General features: G+C 63.6%; 10 protein-coding genes. 2 read left to right on the forward strand and 8 right to left on the reverse strand.

Going from position 1 to position 15,065, the window contains the following annotated elements; all coding sequences use genetic code 11:
• The first annotated feature begins 29 nt into the window (after positions 1-29).
• On the forward strand, positions 30-2,726 hold the full coding sequence (locus ASF61_RS00200) for a TonB-dependent siderophore receptor (protein WP_229205660.1): 2,697 nt from the start codon (positions 30-32) through the stop codon (positions 2,724-2,726).
• Positions 2,727-2,778: 52 nt separating this feature from the next.
• Here the strand turns inward: ASF61_RS00200 and corA are convergent, their stop codons facing one another.
• From corA to glnA, 5 genes are all read right to left on the reverse strand, one after another.
• Positions 2,779-3,747 carry a magnesium/cobalt transporter CorA gene (corA, locus tag ASF61_RS00205; protein ID WP_056149869.1) on the reverse strand — a complete coding sequence of 323 codons (969 nt, stop codon included), beginning with the start codon at positions 3,745-3,747 and terminating at the stop codon, positions 2,779-2,781.
• A gap of 101 nt (positions 3,748-3,848) precedes the next feature.
• The gene (gene ntrC / locus ASF61_RS00210) at positions 3,849-5,360 is read right to left on the reverse strand and encodes a nitrogen regulation protein NR(I) (RefSeq protein WP_056149871.1); all 1,512 of its coding nucleotides are present in this window, start codon (positions 5,358-5,360) and stop codon (positions 3,849-3,851) included.
• A gap of 60 nt (positions 5,361-5,420) precedes the next feature.
• Positions 5,421-6,515, reverse strand: coding sequence for a nitrogen regulation protein NR(II) (gene glnL, locus ASF61_RS00215; protein ID WP_056149876.1), 1,095 nt, complete (start codon positions 6,513-6,515; stop codon positions 5,421-5,423).
• A gap of 24 nt (positions 6,516-6,539) precedes the next feature.
• Complete coding sequence (locus ASF61_RS00220; RefSeq protein ID WP_056149879.1) at positions 6,540-7,055, reverse strand: PspA/IM30 family protein; 516 nt, start codon at positions 7,053-7,055, stop codon at positions 6,540-6,542.
• A 120-nt stretch (positions 7,056-7,175) separates the two neighbouring features.
• Positions 7,176-8,591 carry a type I glutamate--ammonia ligase gene (gene glnA, locus ASF61_RS00225; RefSeq protein WP_056149882.1) on the reverse strand — a complete coding sequence of 472 codons (1,416 nt, stop codon included), beginning with the start codon at positions 8,589-8,591 and terminating at the stop codon, positions 7,176-7,178.
• 333 nt (positions 8,592-8,924) lie between these two features.
• On the opposite strand from glnA, the gene ASF61_RS00230 reads away from it, so the two are divergent.
• Positions 8,925-9,383 (forward strand): rhodanese-like domain-containing protein, encoded by a 459-nt coding sequence (locus ASF61_RS00230; RefSeq protein ID WP_056149885.1) that lies wholly within the window; start codon positions 8,925-8,927, stop codon positions 9,381-9,383.
• Positions 9,384-9,413: 30 nt separating this feature from the next.
• Here ASF61_RS00230 and ASF61_RS00235 read toward each other — a convergent pair whose 3' ends face one another.
• The 3 genes from ASF61_RS00235 to ASF61_RS00245 form a co-directional block, all read right to left on the reverse strand.
• Positions 9,414-10,766 carry a TAXI family TRAP transporter solute-binding subunit gene (locus tag ASF61_RS00235; protein WP_056151142.1) on the reverse strand — a complete coding sequence of 451 codons (1,353 nt, stop codon included), beginning with the start codon at positions 10,764-10,766 and terminating at the stop codon, positions 9,414-9,416.
• A gap of 161 nt (positions 10,767-10,927) precedes the next feature.
• A complete protein-coding gene (locus ASF61_RS00240) occupies positions 10,928-14,104 on the reverse strand; it encodes a transglycosylase domain-containing protein (protein WP_056149888.1) in 3,177 nt (1,058 codons plus the stop codon).
• A 165-nt stretch (positions 14,105-14,269) separates the two neighbouring features.
• Positions 14,270-15,055: a molybdopterin-binding protein gene (locus ASF61_RS00245; protein ID WP_056149891.1), complete on the reverse strand. Its 786-nt coding sequence runs from the start codon at positions 15,053-15,055 to the stop codon at positions 14,270-14,272.
• Between the last annotated feature and the right edge of the window lie 10 nt (positions 15,056-15,065).

A 15,065-nucleotide genomic window follows, 5' to 3' on the forward strand; every position in this document is an offset into this window, starting at 1 on the left:
GAGTTGTAACAATGATGATGGAAACCGTGATGTCGCGTTCGCTGCGTTTGATGTTTGCAGGCAGCGCTGCCTTCGCGCTGGCACAACCAGCCATGGCGCAACAAGCCGATGCGCCGATCCAGCGCGTGGAAATTACCGGTTCGGCGATCAAGCGTATCGACGCTGAAACCGCTGTGCCGGTTACCGTCCTGAAAATGGACGACCTGAAGAAGGAAGGCATCACGACCGTTGAACAGGTCATGGCCAACCTGAGCGTCTCGCAGTCGAGCCAGGGTACCAGCCAGTCGGTCGGTTCGAGCACCGGCGGCGCCTCGTTCGCCGACCTGCGCGGCATCGGCGCCAACAAGACCCTGGTCCTGCTGAACGGCCGTCGCCTGGCCAACAATGCGTTCGACAGCTCGGCGCCCGATCTGAACATGATCCCGTTCGCCGCCATCGAGCGCGTGGAAGTGCTGCGTGACGGCGCCTCCTCGCTGTACGGCTCCGACGCGGTAGGTGGCGTGATCAACTTCATCACCAAAAAGGATTACCAGGGTGCTACCGTCACCGTGGGCGCCGACTCCAGCCAGCACGGCGGCGGCTCGTCCAACAATGCCAACATCGGCTTCGGCTTCGGTGACCTGAACAACGACGGCTACAACATCTTCGCCATGGTGGACCGCCAGGAGCAACATGCCCTCAGCGGCACCAACCGCAACTACAACAAGCGCTACGCCGGTGGCCTGTCCGGTTCGACCAGCCCTGGCAACTATTACCAGGGCGGCGACAGCGCCAATCCCGCAGCACCAGACTGCACTAACGGCACGTTCCTGATCCCCGACGGCAGCGGTGGCTGCCTGATGACGACTTCCTCGTTCGTCGATTACATTCCGAAATCGGAACGTACCACTGGCTTGATCAAGGGCACACTGAAAATCAACGAGAACCATGAGCTGGGCGTGGAACTGCTGTCCACCGAAAGCAAGGTCTCGACCAAGATCGCGCCAGTACCATTCGGCGGTCTGTATATCAACCGCCTGCGTCCGGACGGTTCCCTCAATCCTTACTACCCAGGCAACGGCGCAACTGCCGACGCACTGGGCCTGAGCCCGACCTACACCGATAGCGATGGTGCTGCAGTGGACGGCGTACAGCCCGGCTTCGTACATGCCAAATGGCGCGACCTGTTCCACGGCCCGCGCTCCGAGGAAAGCATCAACAAGCAACAGCGTGCAGTGGTTTCGCTCGCTGGCACCGTGGTCGGCTGGGACTACCAAACGGCACTGACCTACAACGAAAACAAGGTCAAGCAGAACCAGACCGGTTACAGCGATGGTGGCATCGTCACGCAAGGCGTGCTTGACGGCGTGATCAACGTTTTCGGTGACCAAGACGCAGCCGGCACCGCCCTGCTCAACAGCGCTACGCTGGCTGGTACCATTCAGAACGCCAAGGGCACCAACAAGGGCGCCGATTTCAAGGCCAGCCGCGAAGTAGGCGACTGGTTCAACACCGGCAACCAGGCCGGCCTGGCCTTGGGCGCGCAATACGAACACCAGCAATTCCGCAGTGTGGTCAACACGCCTTACGCTGAAAAAGTGGTGGCGTCGACCGGTATCGACCCGAACGGTTTCAGCGCCGGCAAGCGCACGGTGACAGCCTTCTTCTCGGAACTGAACGTGCCGCTGCTGAAGACCCTGGACGTGACCGCGGCCGTACGTTATGACAAGTACAGCGACTTCGGCCACACCACCAATCCGAAGTTCGGTTTCCGCTTCCAGCCAACCAAGGCCTTGCTGTTCCGTGGCTCGTACTCGAAGGGTTTCCGCGCGCCGTCGCTGTATGAACTGTATGCCCAGGATGCTTATACCAACTCGGCAAACACGCTGAACGATCCTATCAACTGCCCAGGCGGCAAGCCAATCGACGGTAAGTCGGCTGCAGCCAACTGCAAGCAGCAGTTCCAGGTCCTTAACGGTGGTAACGCCAGGCTGAGCCCGGAACGCTCGAAATCCGGTACCGTGGGCGTGGTCTTCGAACCAGTCAACAACCTGACGCTGAGCGTGGATTACTGGAACATCCGCCTGACCCAGCAGATCGACACGCTGAAGGACTTCGACGTGCTCGGAAATCCAGTCACGTTCGCCTCGGTCTACCACCGCAATCCACAAGGCAATCTGTCGACCGACGGCTCGCAGTGCCCTGACCCAGCGACCTGCGGCTACCTGGACCTGCACAACCAGAACCTTGGTGACGTCAATACCAATGGCCTGGACCTGGGAGCGAACTACCGTCTGCGCACCGGCAATTTTGGTAACTTCAACTTTGCGATGAACAGCACCTGGGTACACAAGTACGAGTACCAGAACTTCATCGGCGGCGCGTTCAACAACAAGCTGGGCACCTTCTCGGGCGATGGCGTGATCTTCCGTTGGCAGAACACGCTGAACATGACCTGGAGCAAGGACAAGTTCGGTGCCGGCCTGACCGCCCGCTACAAATCCGGTTATCAGGATCAAGTAACCGAAGACTTCGGCGCAAACCACGTGCCGTCGTACACCACCTTCGACGGCTACGGCTCGTGGCAGGTGATCAAGGGTCTGACCCTGACCGCCGGCGTGCGCAATATCTTCGACCGCGATCCACCACTGTCGTACCAGTCGGGCACCTTCCAGGCCGGCTACGATCCACGCTACGCCGACCCGATGGGCCGCACGTTCTACGCACGCGGTACCTACAACTTCTAATCAGCTGATTGGAATGCTAAAAAGCCCCGGCGCTCACGCCCCGGGGCTTTTTTTACAACCACCCTGCCCGCTTGAACCGCCGGTGCAAGATCCAGCAAACAAAGATCATGATGGACAGCGCCATCGGATAACCATATTTCCACTCGAGCTCGGGCATGGCCTTGAAGTTCATGCCCCACACGCCGGCAAATGCGGTGACGATGGCGAAGATGGCTGCCCAGGCCGCCAACCGCTTGTTCACTTCGCTTTCCTCGATGGCGGTCATCGACAGGTTGACCTGGATCGCCGTGGCGATGGTGTCGCGGATGGTGTCGAGCGCGGCGCTGATGCGGTGCAGGTGGTCGTGGACGTCGCGGAAATAATCCTGGGTATCGAGGCACATCGACGGCACCCGGCCGCCGTACAGGCGCCCCACCGCTTCCATCATCGGCACCACGGCGTGGCGCACGGTGGTGACCTTGCCCTTGAGTTCGTACAGGCGCTCGATGTTGTCGCGCTGCTTGCCCTGGCTGAAGATCAGCTCCTCGATCTTTTCCAGCTCCGTTTCCAGCATTTCCAGCACCGGGAAATAGCGGTCGACGATGGCATCCATCAGCGCGTACAGCACGAAGGCCGGCCCCTTGCGCAACATGTGCGGCTCGCGCTCGGCGCGCGCCCGCACGCCCAGAAAACCCTTGGTGCTGCTGCCGTCGCGAGACGACAGCACGTAGTTCTGGCCGACGAAAATATCGACCTCGCCCAGCACCACGTCGCCGTCGCGGCATTCGACGGTCTTGACCACCACGAACAGCGAATCGCCGTACTCTTCGATCTTCGGGCGCTGGTGGCCGCGGCTGGCGTCTTCCACGGCCAGCTCGTGCAGGCCGAATTCATGCTGCATGACGGCCAGCTCTTCCGCCGACGCCTCGTGCAGGGCCACCCAGACGAAGGTCTCGGGCTTTTCCATGTAGTCACTGATTTCCTCGACCGGAATATCGGCCAGCTTTTGCCCATCTTCGTAGGCGACACAATTGAGCAGCATACCTGTTCCATAAAAAATAAAAGCCCCTGGCTTTGCAGCCAAGAGCTTACCTGAAACTTATGCAAGGGTACGGCCGCGAACGTGTGGCCGAGGCCACGGCGTCAATCGTCCTTGGCGCCGTCGATGCCGAGCTCGGCGATCTTGCGGGTAATCGTGTTGCGACCGATGCCGAGGCGCACGGCGGCATCGTTCTTGCGGCCGTGGGTATGCTTGAGCGCGGTGCGGATCAGTGCCGATTCGAACTGCCGGCCCAGCACTGCCATGACTTCCTGCTGGCCGCCGCTGAGCATGGATGCCGCCTGCATTTCGAGCAGCCCCAACCATGCTTCCGGCGAGGCCGGCGCTGCCGCTGCCTGGCCGTCGGGGGCGGCGACCGGGTTGACCGTGCCGTGGTGCTGGACGGCGTTAAAGCCTTCCACCAGCGTCGGCTGGCCGGCGGTGCCGCCGGCGCCAGCCGCTTGCTCCTGGGTCAGTTCCAGCGGCAGGTCCTTGACCTCGACCGTCTGGCCCGGCGCCATGACCGTGATCCAGTTGCACAGGTTTTCCAGCTGCCGCACATTGCCCGGCAGCTCCAGGCCGCACAGGAAGGTCAGCGCGGCGTCGCTCATGCGCTTCGCTTCCACGCCCAGCTCCTTGGCGCTCTGCACCAGGAAATGGCGCACCAAAATGGGGATGTCCTCGCGCCGTTCCCTCAAACTGGGCAGGCGCAGGCGGATCACGTTCAGGCGGTGGTACAAGTCTTCGCGGAACAGGCCTTCGCGCACGCGCTGCTCGAGATTCTGGTGGGTGGCGGTAATCACGCGCACATTGGCCTTGATCGGCTGGTGGCCGCCGACGCGGTAAAAATGGCCGTCGGAAAGCACCCGCAACAAGCGCGTTTGCAGGTCGAACGGCATGTCGCCGATCTCGTCGAGGAACAGGGTGCCGTTCTCGGCCTGCTCGAAGCGGCCGCGGCGGGTGGTCTGGGCGCCGGTAAAGGCGCCGCGCTCGTGGCCGAACAGTTCGGATTCAAGCAGGTCCTTGGGAATGGCCGCCGTATTGAGGGCAATGAACGGCTGCGCCGCGCGCGGGCTGTGCTTGTGCAGCGCGCGCGCCACCAGCTCCTTGCCCGAGCCCGATTCACCGGTGATCAGCACCGTCACATTCGACTGCGACAGGCGGCCGATGGCGCGGAACACTTCCTGCATGGCCGGCGCCTGGCCGAGAATTTCGGGGGTTTCGGCCGGGCCCGATTCGACGCTGGTTTCGCGCAGGCTCTCGTCGAGCGCACGGCGTATCAGTTCGACTGCCTTGTCGATGTCGAACGGCTTGGCCAGGTATTCGAAGGCGCCGCCCTGGAATGCCGCCACGGCCGAGTCGAGGTCGGAAAACGCCGTGATGATGATGACCGGCAGGCCCGGGAAGCGCGATTTGACCAGTTGCAGCAGGTCGAGGCCGGAGTCGCCCGGCATGCGGATGTCGGACACCAGCACCTGCGGCGTCTCGACGTCGAGCGCGGCGATGGCGTCGCGCGCGTTGGCAAAACTCCTGGTGGCCAGGTTTTCCCGTGCCAGCGCTTTTTCCAGTACCCAGCGGATCGATTCGTCGTCGTCTACTATCCAGATTGGCTTCATGTGTTGTGTGTTTCCCGCGTGGATCGTCTATCGAGGGAAGTCGCACTTGCCAGCCACGGCTTATGGCAATGGCAGCAGGATGCGGAAATCCGTGTAACCAGGCCGGCTGTCGCATTCGATCACGCCCATGTGCTGCTGCACGAAGGTTTGCGCCAATGTCAGTCCCAGGCCGCTGCCGCCTTCCCTGCCCGACACCAGCGGGTAGAAAATACGGTCACGGATCTGGGGGGCGATGCCGGGCCCGTTGTCGATGATATGCAAGTCTAATGCCAGCCCGTAGCGTACCTTGGCCAGCGTGACCTGGCGCGCCACCCGGGTCTTCAATACGATCTGCGCCGTACCCTCCTCGATCTGCTGCGCCAGCGCCTGGGCCGCGTTGTGGGCGATATTAAGCACGGTCTGGATCAGCTGCTCCTTGTCGCCGCGGAACTCGGGGATCGAGGCGTCGTAATCGCGCAGGATGGTCAGCCCGGACGGAAACTCGGCCAGCATCAGGCTGCGCACGCGCTCGAGCACTTCGTGGATGTTGACGTCGCCCACGATATGGGGCCGGCGATGCGGCGCCAGCAGGCGATCGACCAGCGTTTGCAGGCGGTCCGCCTCCTTGATGATGACCTGCGTGTATTCGCGCAGCTGCCCCGCGTGCAGGGCCGGCAGTTCCATCTCGAGCAACTGCGCGGCGCCGCGGATGCCGCCCAGCGGGTTCTTGATCTCGTGCGCGAGGTTGCGGATCAGTTCCTTGTTCACCTGGCTCTGGTCGAGGATGCGCTCCTCGCGGTCGAGCTTGAGGTGCTGCAGGTGCTCGCGCAGCTCGATCAGCAGGTGACCGGCCGGCTCATCGAGCGCGGAAACGATGCTGTGCACGTGCAGCGGATCGCGCCCGGCGCGCTCGAGGGTCAGGTCCTGGCGCAGGTCGGAAAACTTGTGCTCGCGGGCCTGGGCGCAGATGCGTTCGAGCTCGTCCGGGTTGAGAAAATGCGCGCTGAGCTTCTGGCGCGACAGCGCCTTGAGCGAACTGGCCAGCAGGTTTTCGGCGGCCGCGTTGGCGTAAGCGATATGGCCGCAGCTGTCGAGCATGACGACGGCCGAGGCCAGCAATTCCAGCCCGGCCAGCATGGGCGGACGGGCGGAGGAAGCGGGAGAAACAGGGCTCATCGGGATCTGGTCGAGAAAAAGGAATTAGCGGATAGTGGCAATCTCGCGCTTGAGCGCATCGATGTTTTTTTCGGCGCGGTTCACGCTGTCGCGCAGCGCGGCCGTACGCTCCTGGTACTTGGCGTAATTGCGCTCGTCGCCACGGCGCTCCGGCGCACCATTGTTGTACTCGGCGCGCAAGGCCGCCAGCTTTTGCTGCTCGCTGGCCAACTCGTCTTCGAGGATGGCGCGGCGGTCGAGGTCGCGTGCGCGCTGCTCGGCATTGTCCACGCGCGGAAACGCGCCCGGTGCCGCCAGCGCTGGCGGCTGTCCCGCTGCGCTGGCTGCCGGCGCGCGTGCCGGACCGGTGCGCCGCGGCGGCGCGGCGATCACGGTGCCGGGCAAGTCCATCGCCTGACAATAGTTGCCGCGCTTGATGTCGGTGTACTCGACGCTGCCGCCCGGCGGCGTGCACTTGTAGATCACGCCCTGGGCGCCAGCCGTGGCGCTTGCCAGCGCCAGCAAGGCCGCCGGCAGCACGCGGTGCAAACTCAAAATCATTGGTCATTCCGTGGGTGGTGGGTCCACCCGACTATACAACAACCGAAACAACAACGCGGAGAAAGCCTGCGCCTTCTCCGCGTTTGCGCCACAGGCGCCGAAGCGCCCTGCATGCTGCCGTTACAGCGAGTAGTACATGTCGAACTCGGCAGGGTGAGTGGTCATGCGCATGCGCTGCACGTCCTGCATTTTCAGTTCGATGTAGGCATCGATCATCGAGTCGGTGAACACGCCGCCACGGGTCAGGAACTCGCGGTCCTTGTCCAGGTTTTCCAGCGCTTCTTCCAGCGAGGCGCACACGGTCGGGATCAGTGCGTCTTCTTCCGGCGGCAGGTGGTACAGGTCTTTCGACGCTGCTTCGCCCGGGTGGATCTTGTTCTGGATACCGTCCAGGCCTGCCATCAGCAGCGCGGCAAAGCACAGGTAGACGTTGGCCAGCGGATCCGGGAAACGGGTCTCGATGCGGCGGCCCTTCGGATTGGCCACGTGCGGAATGCGGATCGATGCCGAGCGGTTCTTGGCCGAGTAGGCCAGCTTGACCGGCGCTTCGAAGCCTGGCACCAGGCGCTTGTACGAGTTGGTGCCCGGGTTGGTGATCGCGTTCAGCGCCTTGGCGTGCTTGATGATGCCGCCGATGTAGAACAGCGCGGTTTCCGACAGGCCGGCGTAACCGTCGCCGGCGAACAGGTTTTTACCGTCTTTCCAGATCGACTGGTGCACGTGCATGCCCGAACCGTTGTCGCCAACGATAGGTTTCGGCATGAAGGTGGCGGTCTTGCCGTAGCTGTGGGCCACGTTCCAGACCACGTATTTCAGGTTCTGGGTCCAGTCGGCGCGCTCGACCAGGGTCGAGAACTTGGTGCCGATTTCGTTCTGGCCGGCGCCGGCCACTTCGTGGTGGTGCACTTCGACCGGGATGCCCAGCGATTCGAGGATCAGGCACATTTCCGAGCGCATGTCCTGGAAGCTGTCCACTGGCGGGACCGGGAAGTAGCCGCCCTTGACGGTCGGACGGTGGCCGCTGTTGCCGCCTTCGATTTTTTCGCCAGTGGACCACGACGCTTCGTCGGAATCGACCTTGACGAAGCAGCCCGACATGTCGATCTTCCAGCGCACGCTGTCGAAGATGAAGAATTCCGGTTCCGGACCGAAGTAGGCGGTGTCGCCCAGGCCCGACGATTTCAGGTAGGCTTCAGCGCGCTTGGCGATGGAGCGCGGATCGCGGTCATAGCCCTTGCCGTCGGCAGGCTCGATGACGTCGCATTGCATGAACAGCGTGGTCTCTTCCATGAAGGGATCGATGTTCGCGGTGTTTGGATCAGGCATCAGGATCATGTCCGATGCTTCAATACCCTTCCAGCCGGCGATCGAGGAACCGTCGAACGCGTGACCCGATTCGAACTTGTCGATGTCGAAAGCCGACACAGGCACGGTGACGTGCTGTTCTTTACCCCGGGTATCAGCGAAACGGAAATCAACGAATTTCACTTCGTTTTCCTGGACCATTTTCAGAACTTCTGCGGCTGTCATTGCCATGCGTCTCTCCTAAGATAATTTGTGGAACTGGTGCACCTACACTAAGCAGTATCCATGCCAGCCGATCCGGCACCAGCACGGCGTGACATTCTCGTCAACTTATGTCGATAGCGTCGTTGAACTCGCCTGCAATGACGTCCATCATCGTGCGTCCATGGACGCAGCACCGAGATGACGCCAATCAAGGCAGCACCATCACGGTGCAGCCAACCCGATCAGCACCAACTTGGTGCAATTTTTAAATCCGGGTTGAAAATGCCTCGCTTTGGTGCGTACCGCCTTCGGCCCACACAGGAGGCCTATAATAATCGCAAACCTCTACGGGAACATGACATGAGCAAAATTGATGAGATCCTGGCTGCAGCACGCAGCCGCAACAAGGACTGGGCGTATGCAGGCGCTGTCACGCCCGAGGAAGCGTTCGCGCTGCTGTTGCTCGACAATGCGGTCAAGCTGGTGGACGTGCGCACCAATGCCGAGCGCGACTGGGTCGGCCGGGTCAAGATCCCCGAGGCCCAACATGGTGCGGTCCAGTGGGCCACCTACCCGGGCGGCAACGCCAACCACGAATTCATCGAGCAACTGAACGCGGTGGCGCGCAAGGACCAGGTCCTGTTATTCCTGTGCCGCTCGGGCGTGCGCTCGCGTGGTGCGGCCAAACTGGCGGCCGAGCACGGCTATCAGCAGTGCTACGACATCCTCGAAGGGTTCGAAGGCGACAAGGACGAAGCGACGCACCGCAAGAACCTGAATGGCTGGTGCAAGGCAGGCTTGCCCTGGACCGGGGCGTAGTCATTGGATCCCGCCTGCGCGGGAACCGGTTCATGCCGGCAAAGCCTGCGTCTCCTCTTCCATCAGAAACTCTATGCGCTTGCGCACGAACTGGATGTGCGAGCGCAAGCCGTATAAACCGTCGGCAAACGACAGCGGGATCGAGATCTGGTTGACCAGTTCCTCGATCTCGTCGAGGCGCTTGAGCTGGGCCTCGTACACCTGCATGCGCGACGCCGGCGGCGCCGCTTCCACCGTCTGCTCCACCGTGCGCAACTGCCCGTACCATTTATACACGCGCGAGCGGATGCGCCACACGTACAGCGGCGGCACGATCTTCGACAGCGGCAGGATCAGCGCACTGAGCGCCAGCACCACCACCCACATGCGGTCGAGGAAGTTGGCAGCCCAGAACGGCATATAACGCTGCAGCAGTGGCGGACCGTTCTTGTAGAACTTGGCGGCTTCGGCATCGACCGGGATCTCGGTGTACTTGGCAGACGGGAACTGGCCCTGCTGCTGGAACCAGCCGGCGCCGTTATGGATGGTGCTGGCGCCCTGCACGAACAAATCGACCAGCGCCGGATGCAGGCTGTCGCGCGCCACCAGCGTGGCGGTGGGCGCGATCAGGCTGTAGTCGCGCGCCGGGATATTGCGCCCCAGATCGACGATGCCCTGCGGCAGCGTGACGTGGGTCAGAAACGGCAGCTTGCGCGCGTAGGCCTCCGCCTGGGTGAAGTCGAACAGCGCGATGCCCGGCGTTTGCAGCAGCATCTGGATCAGCGGCGCTTCCGGCGCCGAGGTAAACACCAGGCCGTCGATGCGCCCTTCCAGCAGCTCGACCACGGCTGGCGTATTGGCCAGCGAATAACGCTGGACGTCGCCCGTTTCCAGGCCATTGAGTTCCAGCACCTGGTGCAGCAGGCGCGGCGCACCGGCGCCCTTGGGCCCAAAGTTGATCTTCTTGCCGCGCAGCTGGTTCAACTCCGTGATCGGGGGCTGGTCCTGCGGCGCCCTCAGGAATAGCCACAGCGGCTCGACGAACAGGCTGCCCAGCGAAGTCAGATCGGCCCGTTCGGCCGCTTCCTCGTTGGTACTGCCGCTTTGCACGAAAGCGATATCGACCTTGCCGTCGCGCAGGTTGCGCAGGTTTTCGCCGGACCCGGCCGACGGAACCAGCGTCACCTTGACGCCGTGCCTGGCCAGCATGGCCGCGTATTTCTTGCCGAATTCCTCGTAGGCGCTGTTTTCCTGGCCCGTGCCAAGGCGCACCGTGCGCGGCGGCGCCGGGTCCACCAGCCAGTAGGCCAGCAGGCAGACGCCGACGATCAGCAGCACCGTCGGTGCGGCCGAGGCCAGCAAATCGCGCAGCGAAAACTGCGTGAACTTGAGTATCTTGGACATGTGGTGGCGCATCGGTTTCATGGGGTGCTACATTGCCGCGAAACAGCGCTGTATGCAAGTGAAACCGGGGCGGCAGGCAAGCAACCGGATCCCCGCCTGCGCCGTGACCGTGCACACAGGCACGGTGGCACGCGCCAGTGACCGTGCGGGCGGGCCGGCCGTTAGCCGCCGCAGGCCCGCAGCGGCGCTGGCGCCACCGGCTTGGGCAAGGTTGCCGCCACTTCGGGCGCCGTGCCCGGCACCACGGCCGCCGCTGCCGCCGGCTTGGCGACCGGATGCGGATCGATCAGCGGCATCAGGTGCGGCGCCAGCACCACCAGCAGCTGCACCGGCAGCGCGCTGGTGAAGTCGTAGTTCTTCGATTCGGGCCCGTGCACATAGGCGGTCATGCTGCCGAAGAAACGCTCGCCGATATTGAACACGAACGTGGCCGAACGGTTCACGTAGCGCGACTCGATCAGGCGCCCGCCGCCGCCGTAGACGTCGAAGCGCTGGTCGCCGGTACCGGTCTTGCCACCGACCGGCAGCGGCGTGCCGTCGGACGTGGTGAACGCCCCGCGTGCGCGCTTGGCCGTGCCGTCCGACACCACGCCGCGGATCGCTTCGGCCACCACCTGCGCCACTTCCGGCGCCAGCACCTGCTCGTTGTTGACCGGCTTGGCGCGGGTGATCATGGTTTCGTACGGCGTCTGCTTGGCGAAGTGCAGCGAGGTCACGCGCTGGGTCGTCTTGCGCACGCCGCCGTTGACGATGATGCCCATCAGTTCGGCCAGCGCAGCGGGCCGGTCGGCCGAGGCGCCCAGCGTGGTCGCGTACGATGGCACCAGCGAATCGAACGGGTAGCCCATCTTCTTCCACTGCTTGTGCACTTCCATGAAGCCCTCGACTTCCAGCAGGCCGGCAATGCGGCGGTCCTGGGCATGCTTGCGCTTGGTCTTGAGCAGCCACTGGTACACGTCCTGGCGCTCCTTCTCGCTGGCCGCGTTCATCTGCGTCAGCGTGGCGCCCGGGTTGGCGTGCAGGTAGGCCACCATCCACAGTTCCAGCGGGTGCACGCTGGCCAGGTAGCCACGGTCGGCCAGCGACCACTGGTCGATCGCGTACTGGTCGTACAGCTTGGCGACGCGCTCGTCCGACACCTCGTTTTGCGAGGACAGGTTGGCGCGCAGGAAGGACGCGAATTCCTGCTCGGTCGCTTTCGGATACACGGTGCGGTGGATCACGGCCAGGCGCACCGGCGTGCGGCGCAGGTTGGCCAGCAGGATGTTGTCGAACTCGGCCACCGGCTTGCCCTTGTACTTGGCCCAGAAGCGCGCCATGAATTCCTTGCCTTCCTTGTCGGCAAAGCGCGCCAGGTACTGGGCCCGGCGCGGATCGTCGGCATCGGCCAGCAGCGAGGCGGACGAGCCGGGCGTCTGGAACATATAGAACTTGGCGACATCGCGCATCAGGCGCACGAACACCAGGTTGGTCGAATGGCGCAGCGCCTCGGTCACGGTCAGGATCTTGTTGTTGTCTTCCTTGGAGAAGTTGCCGAAGTAATGCAGGCCGCCACCGGTAAAAAAGCCCTCGCCCGGGTTGCCCGAGTACTTGCGCTCCATGGCCGCGTGCAGCATGGGCGTGAGGCCGCGCGCGGCGCTATCGACCGGCAGCGCCTTGAAGTAGTCGATGGCCCACAGCGACAGCCGGTCCTGCGGATCGACCACCACCTTGCCCAGCTCGGCCGCCCCCATCGCTGCATATTTCTTGTGCAGCTGGTCCATGATGTCGAGGTAGCTGACCAGCGTGCGCAGCTTGGCCGTGGAGCCGAGGTCGAGCTTGGCGCCTTCGTTGATGTCGAGCGGCTGGTCGTAGTTGTCGGTCTGCAGGCGCAGGAAGTTGGTGTCCTTGCCCTTTTCCAGCAGCGTGAAGCTGTACACGACGTTGGCCGGATCGCCATTGCCCAGCATGCCCTTGCCGGTCAGGCCGGCCGCCTTGGCGCGCTCGGGGTCGCGCAGGTCGTTGAGCACTTGCGTGACGGCCGTTTGCGCCTGCGCGTCGAGCGTGCTGGTGACGTCCAGGTCCAGCCGGTCGAGGTTGTACATCCGGTTGTCGCCGAGCAGGTTGGCCAGGTGGTTGCGCATGGCGTTGGTGGCCTTGCGCGAGACAAACGTCATCGGCGGCGCCGCCTGCAGGCCGTTGCCCTTGGCCGGATGCAGCTTCTGCTTCAACGCCATGTCGCGCATGGCGGCCGTGATCACGCCATCCTTGGCCAGGATGCGCAAATGGCTGTCGGCCAGCTGGTCGAGGTCCTCGGCGCCGTCGCCGAGGTAATAGCTGGGGCGGCGCTGCGCGATCATCAGGCTCAGCGCTTCCTTGTACACCAGCGCGGTGTCGGCGTCGGGCTGCTCCAGGTTGCGCGCCATGATGCGGTTGAAGTCGTCGAAGCTGCGGCCGTACCACACCCACATGCCGTCGCCGACGCCGTTGACTTCGCCGTAGCCGGGCTTGGCCGAGAGCGGCACCGTGTTCAGGTATTCGATGACGATGCGGCGCCGCGCCTTAGTCGTGTCGGGGCCGTCCTGGTAGGCGCGCAGGCTGCCCGAGATCATCTGCTGCAGCTTGTCGGTCATGGAACCGGTGCGCCCTTCCGGCGAGTGGCGGTATTTTTCGATCTGCGTGGCCAGCGTGCTGCCGCCGGCCGCGCGGTGACCGGCGCCCAGCGCGCTCATGCTTTTTTCCAGCACGGCCTTGGCCAGCCGGTCCCATTCCACGGCCGGGTTGCGCTTGGGGTAGGTATTGTCGAGCAGCTCGCGGTTTTCGATGTACAGCAGCGTGCTGATCAGCGCCATCGGCGTCTGCTCGAACTTGTCGTAGATGCGTTCCGGGTACGACGTGGCGTACAGCTGCTGGGCGCGGCAATCGTAGATGGTCAGGCCGGTGCGGGTCTTCTCGTGATAGGTCGGAAAAATGCCGTGGCCGGCCAGCTCCAGCATCTTGGGCGACATGCGCGCCTGGGCGCTGACCTTGTACTCGCGCGCGCTCAGGCGGCCGATGTAATCGGGCAGGCTCGAGTAGCCGAGGCGTTCGTCGTACGGGCTGTCGTGCGGGAAGCGGATCGCGTTGCTGACGCCGGGCTGGACCTTGTAGGTCATCTTGCCGGCCAGGTCGGTGAACACGCGCGCCTGCAGGGCCGACGTGCGGCTTTCCTGCACCCCGAAGTACACGGCAAACGAGGCGCCGACCAGCAGCACCAGGATCAGGGCATTACGCGCGCGCTTGCGCGGCTTCGGTGGTTCTGCAACGGGCGCGTCAGGCTGGGCTGGCGGCAGGGACGCTTCGGAATCTTCTATGGACATGGAGGGGACGACGCTTGCTCAATACTCGCACGATGAAACAAACCGGTCAGCGGTTCGGTAAAAACTGCTAGTCACCATTGCACCACAAGGTGACTGCACAGACCGGCGTGACCGCAGAAAAATTGCTCTGCAGCGCAACATTTTCGCCAAAAAACAACGCCGGACTCAGGTCTCGCTGAACTCGACTTCGAGGCGTGCGAGCGCATCGCGCAGGGACTGGAACGCTTCGAGCGTCTGCGCCGGCTCGCCCTTGACGCCGAGCTCGATATGGCGGCGCGTGGTGGCGTCGCCCACGCTCGGCAGGCTGAACACCTTGACGCGCGGGTAGCGCGATTCGAGCTCCACCATCAGCGGGGTCAGCGCCGATTCGGCCGCCTCGTACACCAGCACCGACTGCTCCAGGTGCGGGGCGCGGTTGAACAGGTTCGCGTACTTGTTGTCGAGCACCCATTCGATCATGGGCCAGGCCATGACCGGGAAGCCGGGCACGAAATAATGCTGGCGCAGCGAAAAGCCGGCGATGTTGTTGTACGGATTGGGGATCAGGTCCGCGCCCTCGGCAAACTCGGCCATCTTGAGCCGGTGCAGGTTTTCCGGCGCGTTCAGGTCGGCCGGCTGGCCGGCCTCCTCGCCCATCTGCACGATGCGCTGCTCGATGTTGCGCTTGCCCTGTTCGTGCAGCACCAGCGGCAGGCCCAGCGCATCGGCCGCAGCCTGGCGCGTATGGTCGTCCGGCGTGGCGCCGATGCCGCCGCAGCAGAACACGATGTCGTCGGTGGCAAACGTGCGCTGCAAGGTAGAGACGATGCGCACCGGGTCGTCGCCGAGGATTTCGGCCCAGTCCAGCTTGAGGCCGCGCGCGGCCAGGATCTGCACGACCCTGGAAAAGTGCTGGTCGACGCGCCTGCCGGACAGGATTTCGTCGCCGATGATGATCAGTCCGATCGCCATAATGTCCTGC

This window comes from Duganella sp. Leaf126 (assembly GCF_001423125.1).
Taxonomy (GTDB): domain Bacteria; phylum Pseudomonadota; class Gammaproteobacteria; order Burkholderiales; family Burkholderiaceae_D; genus Rugamonas.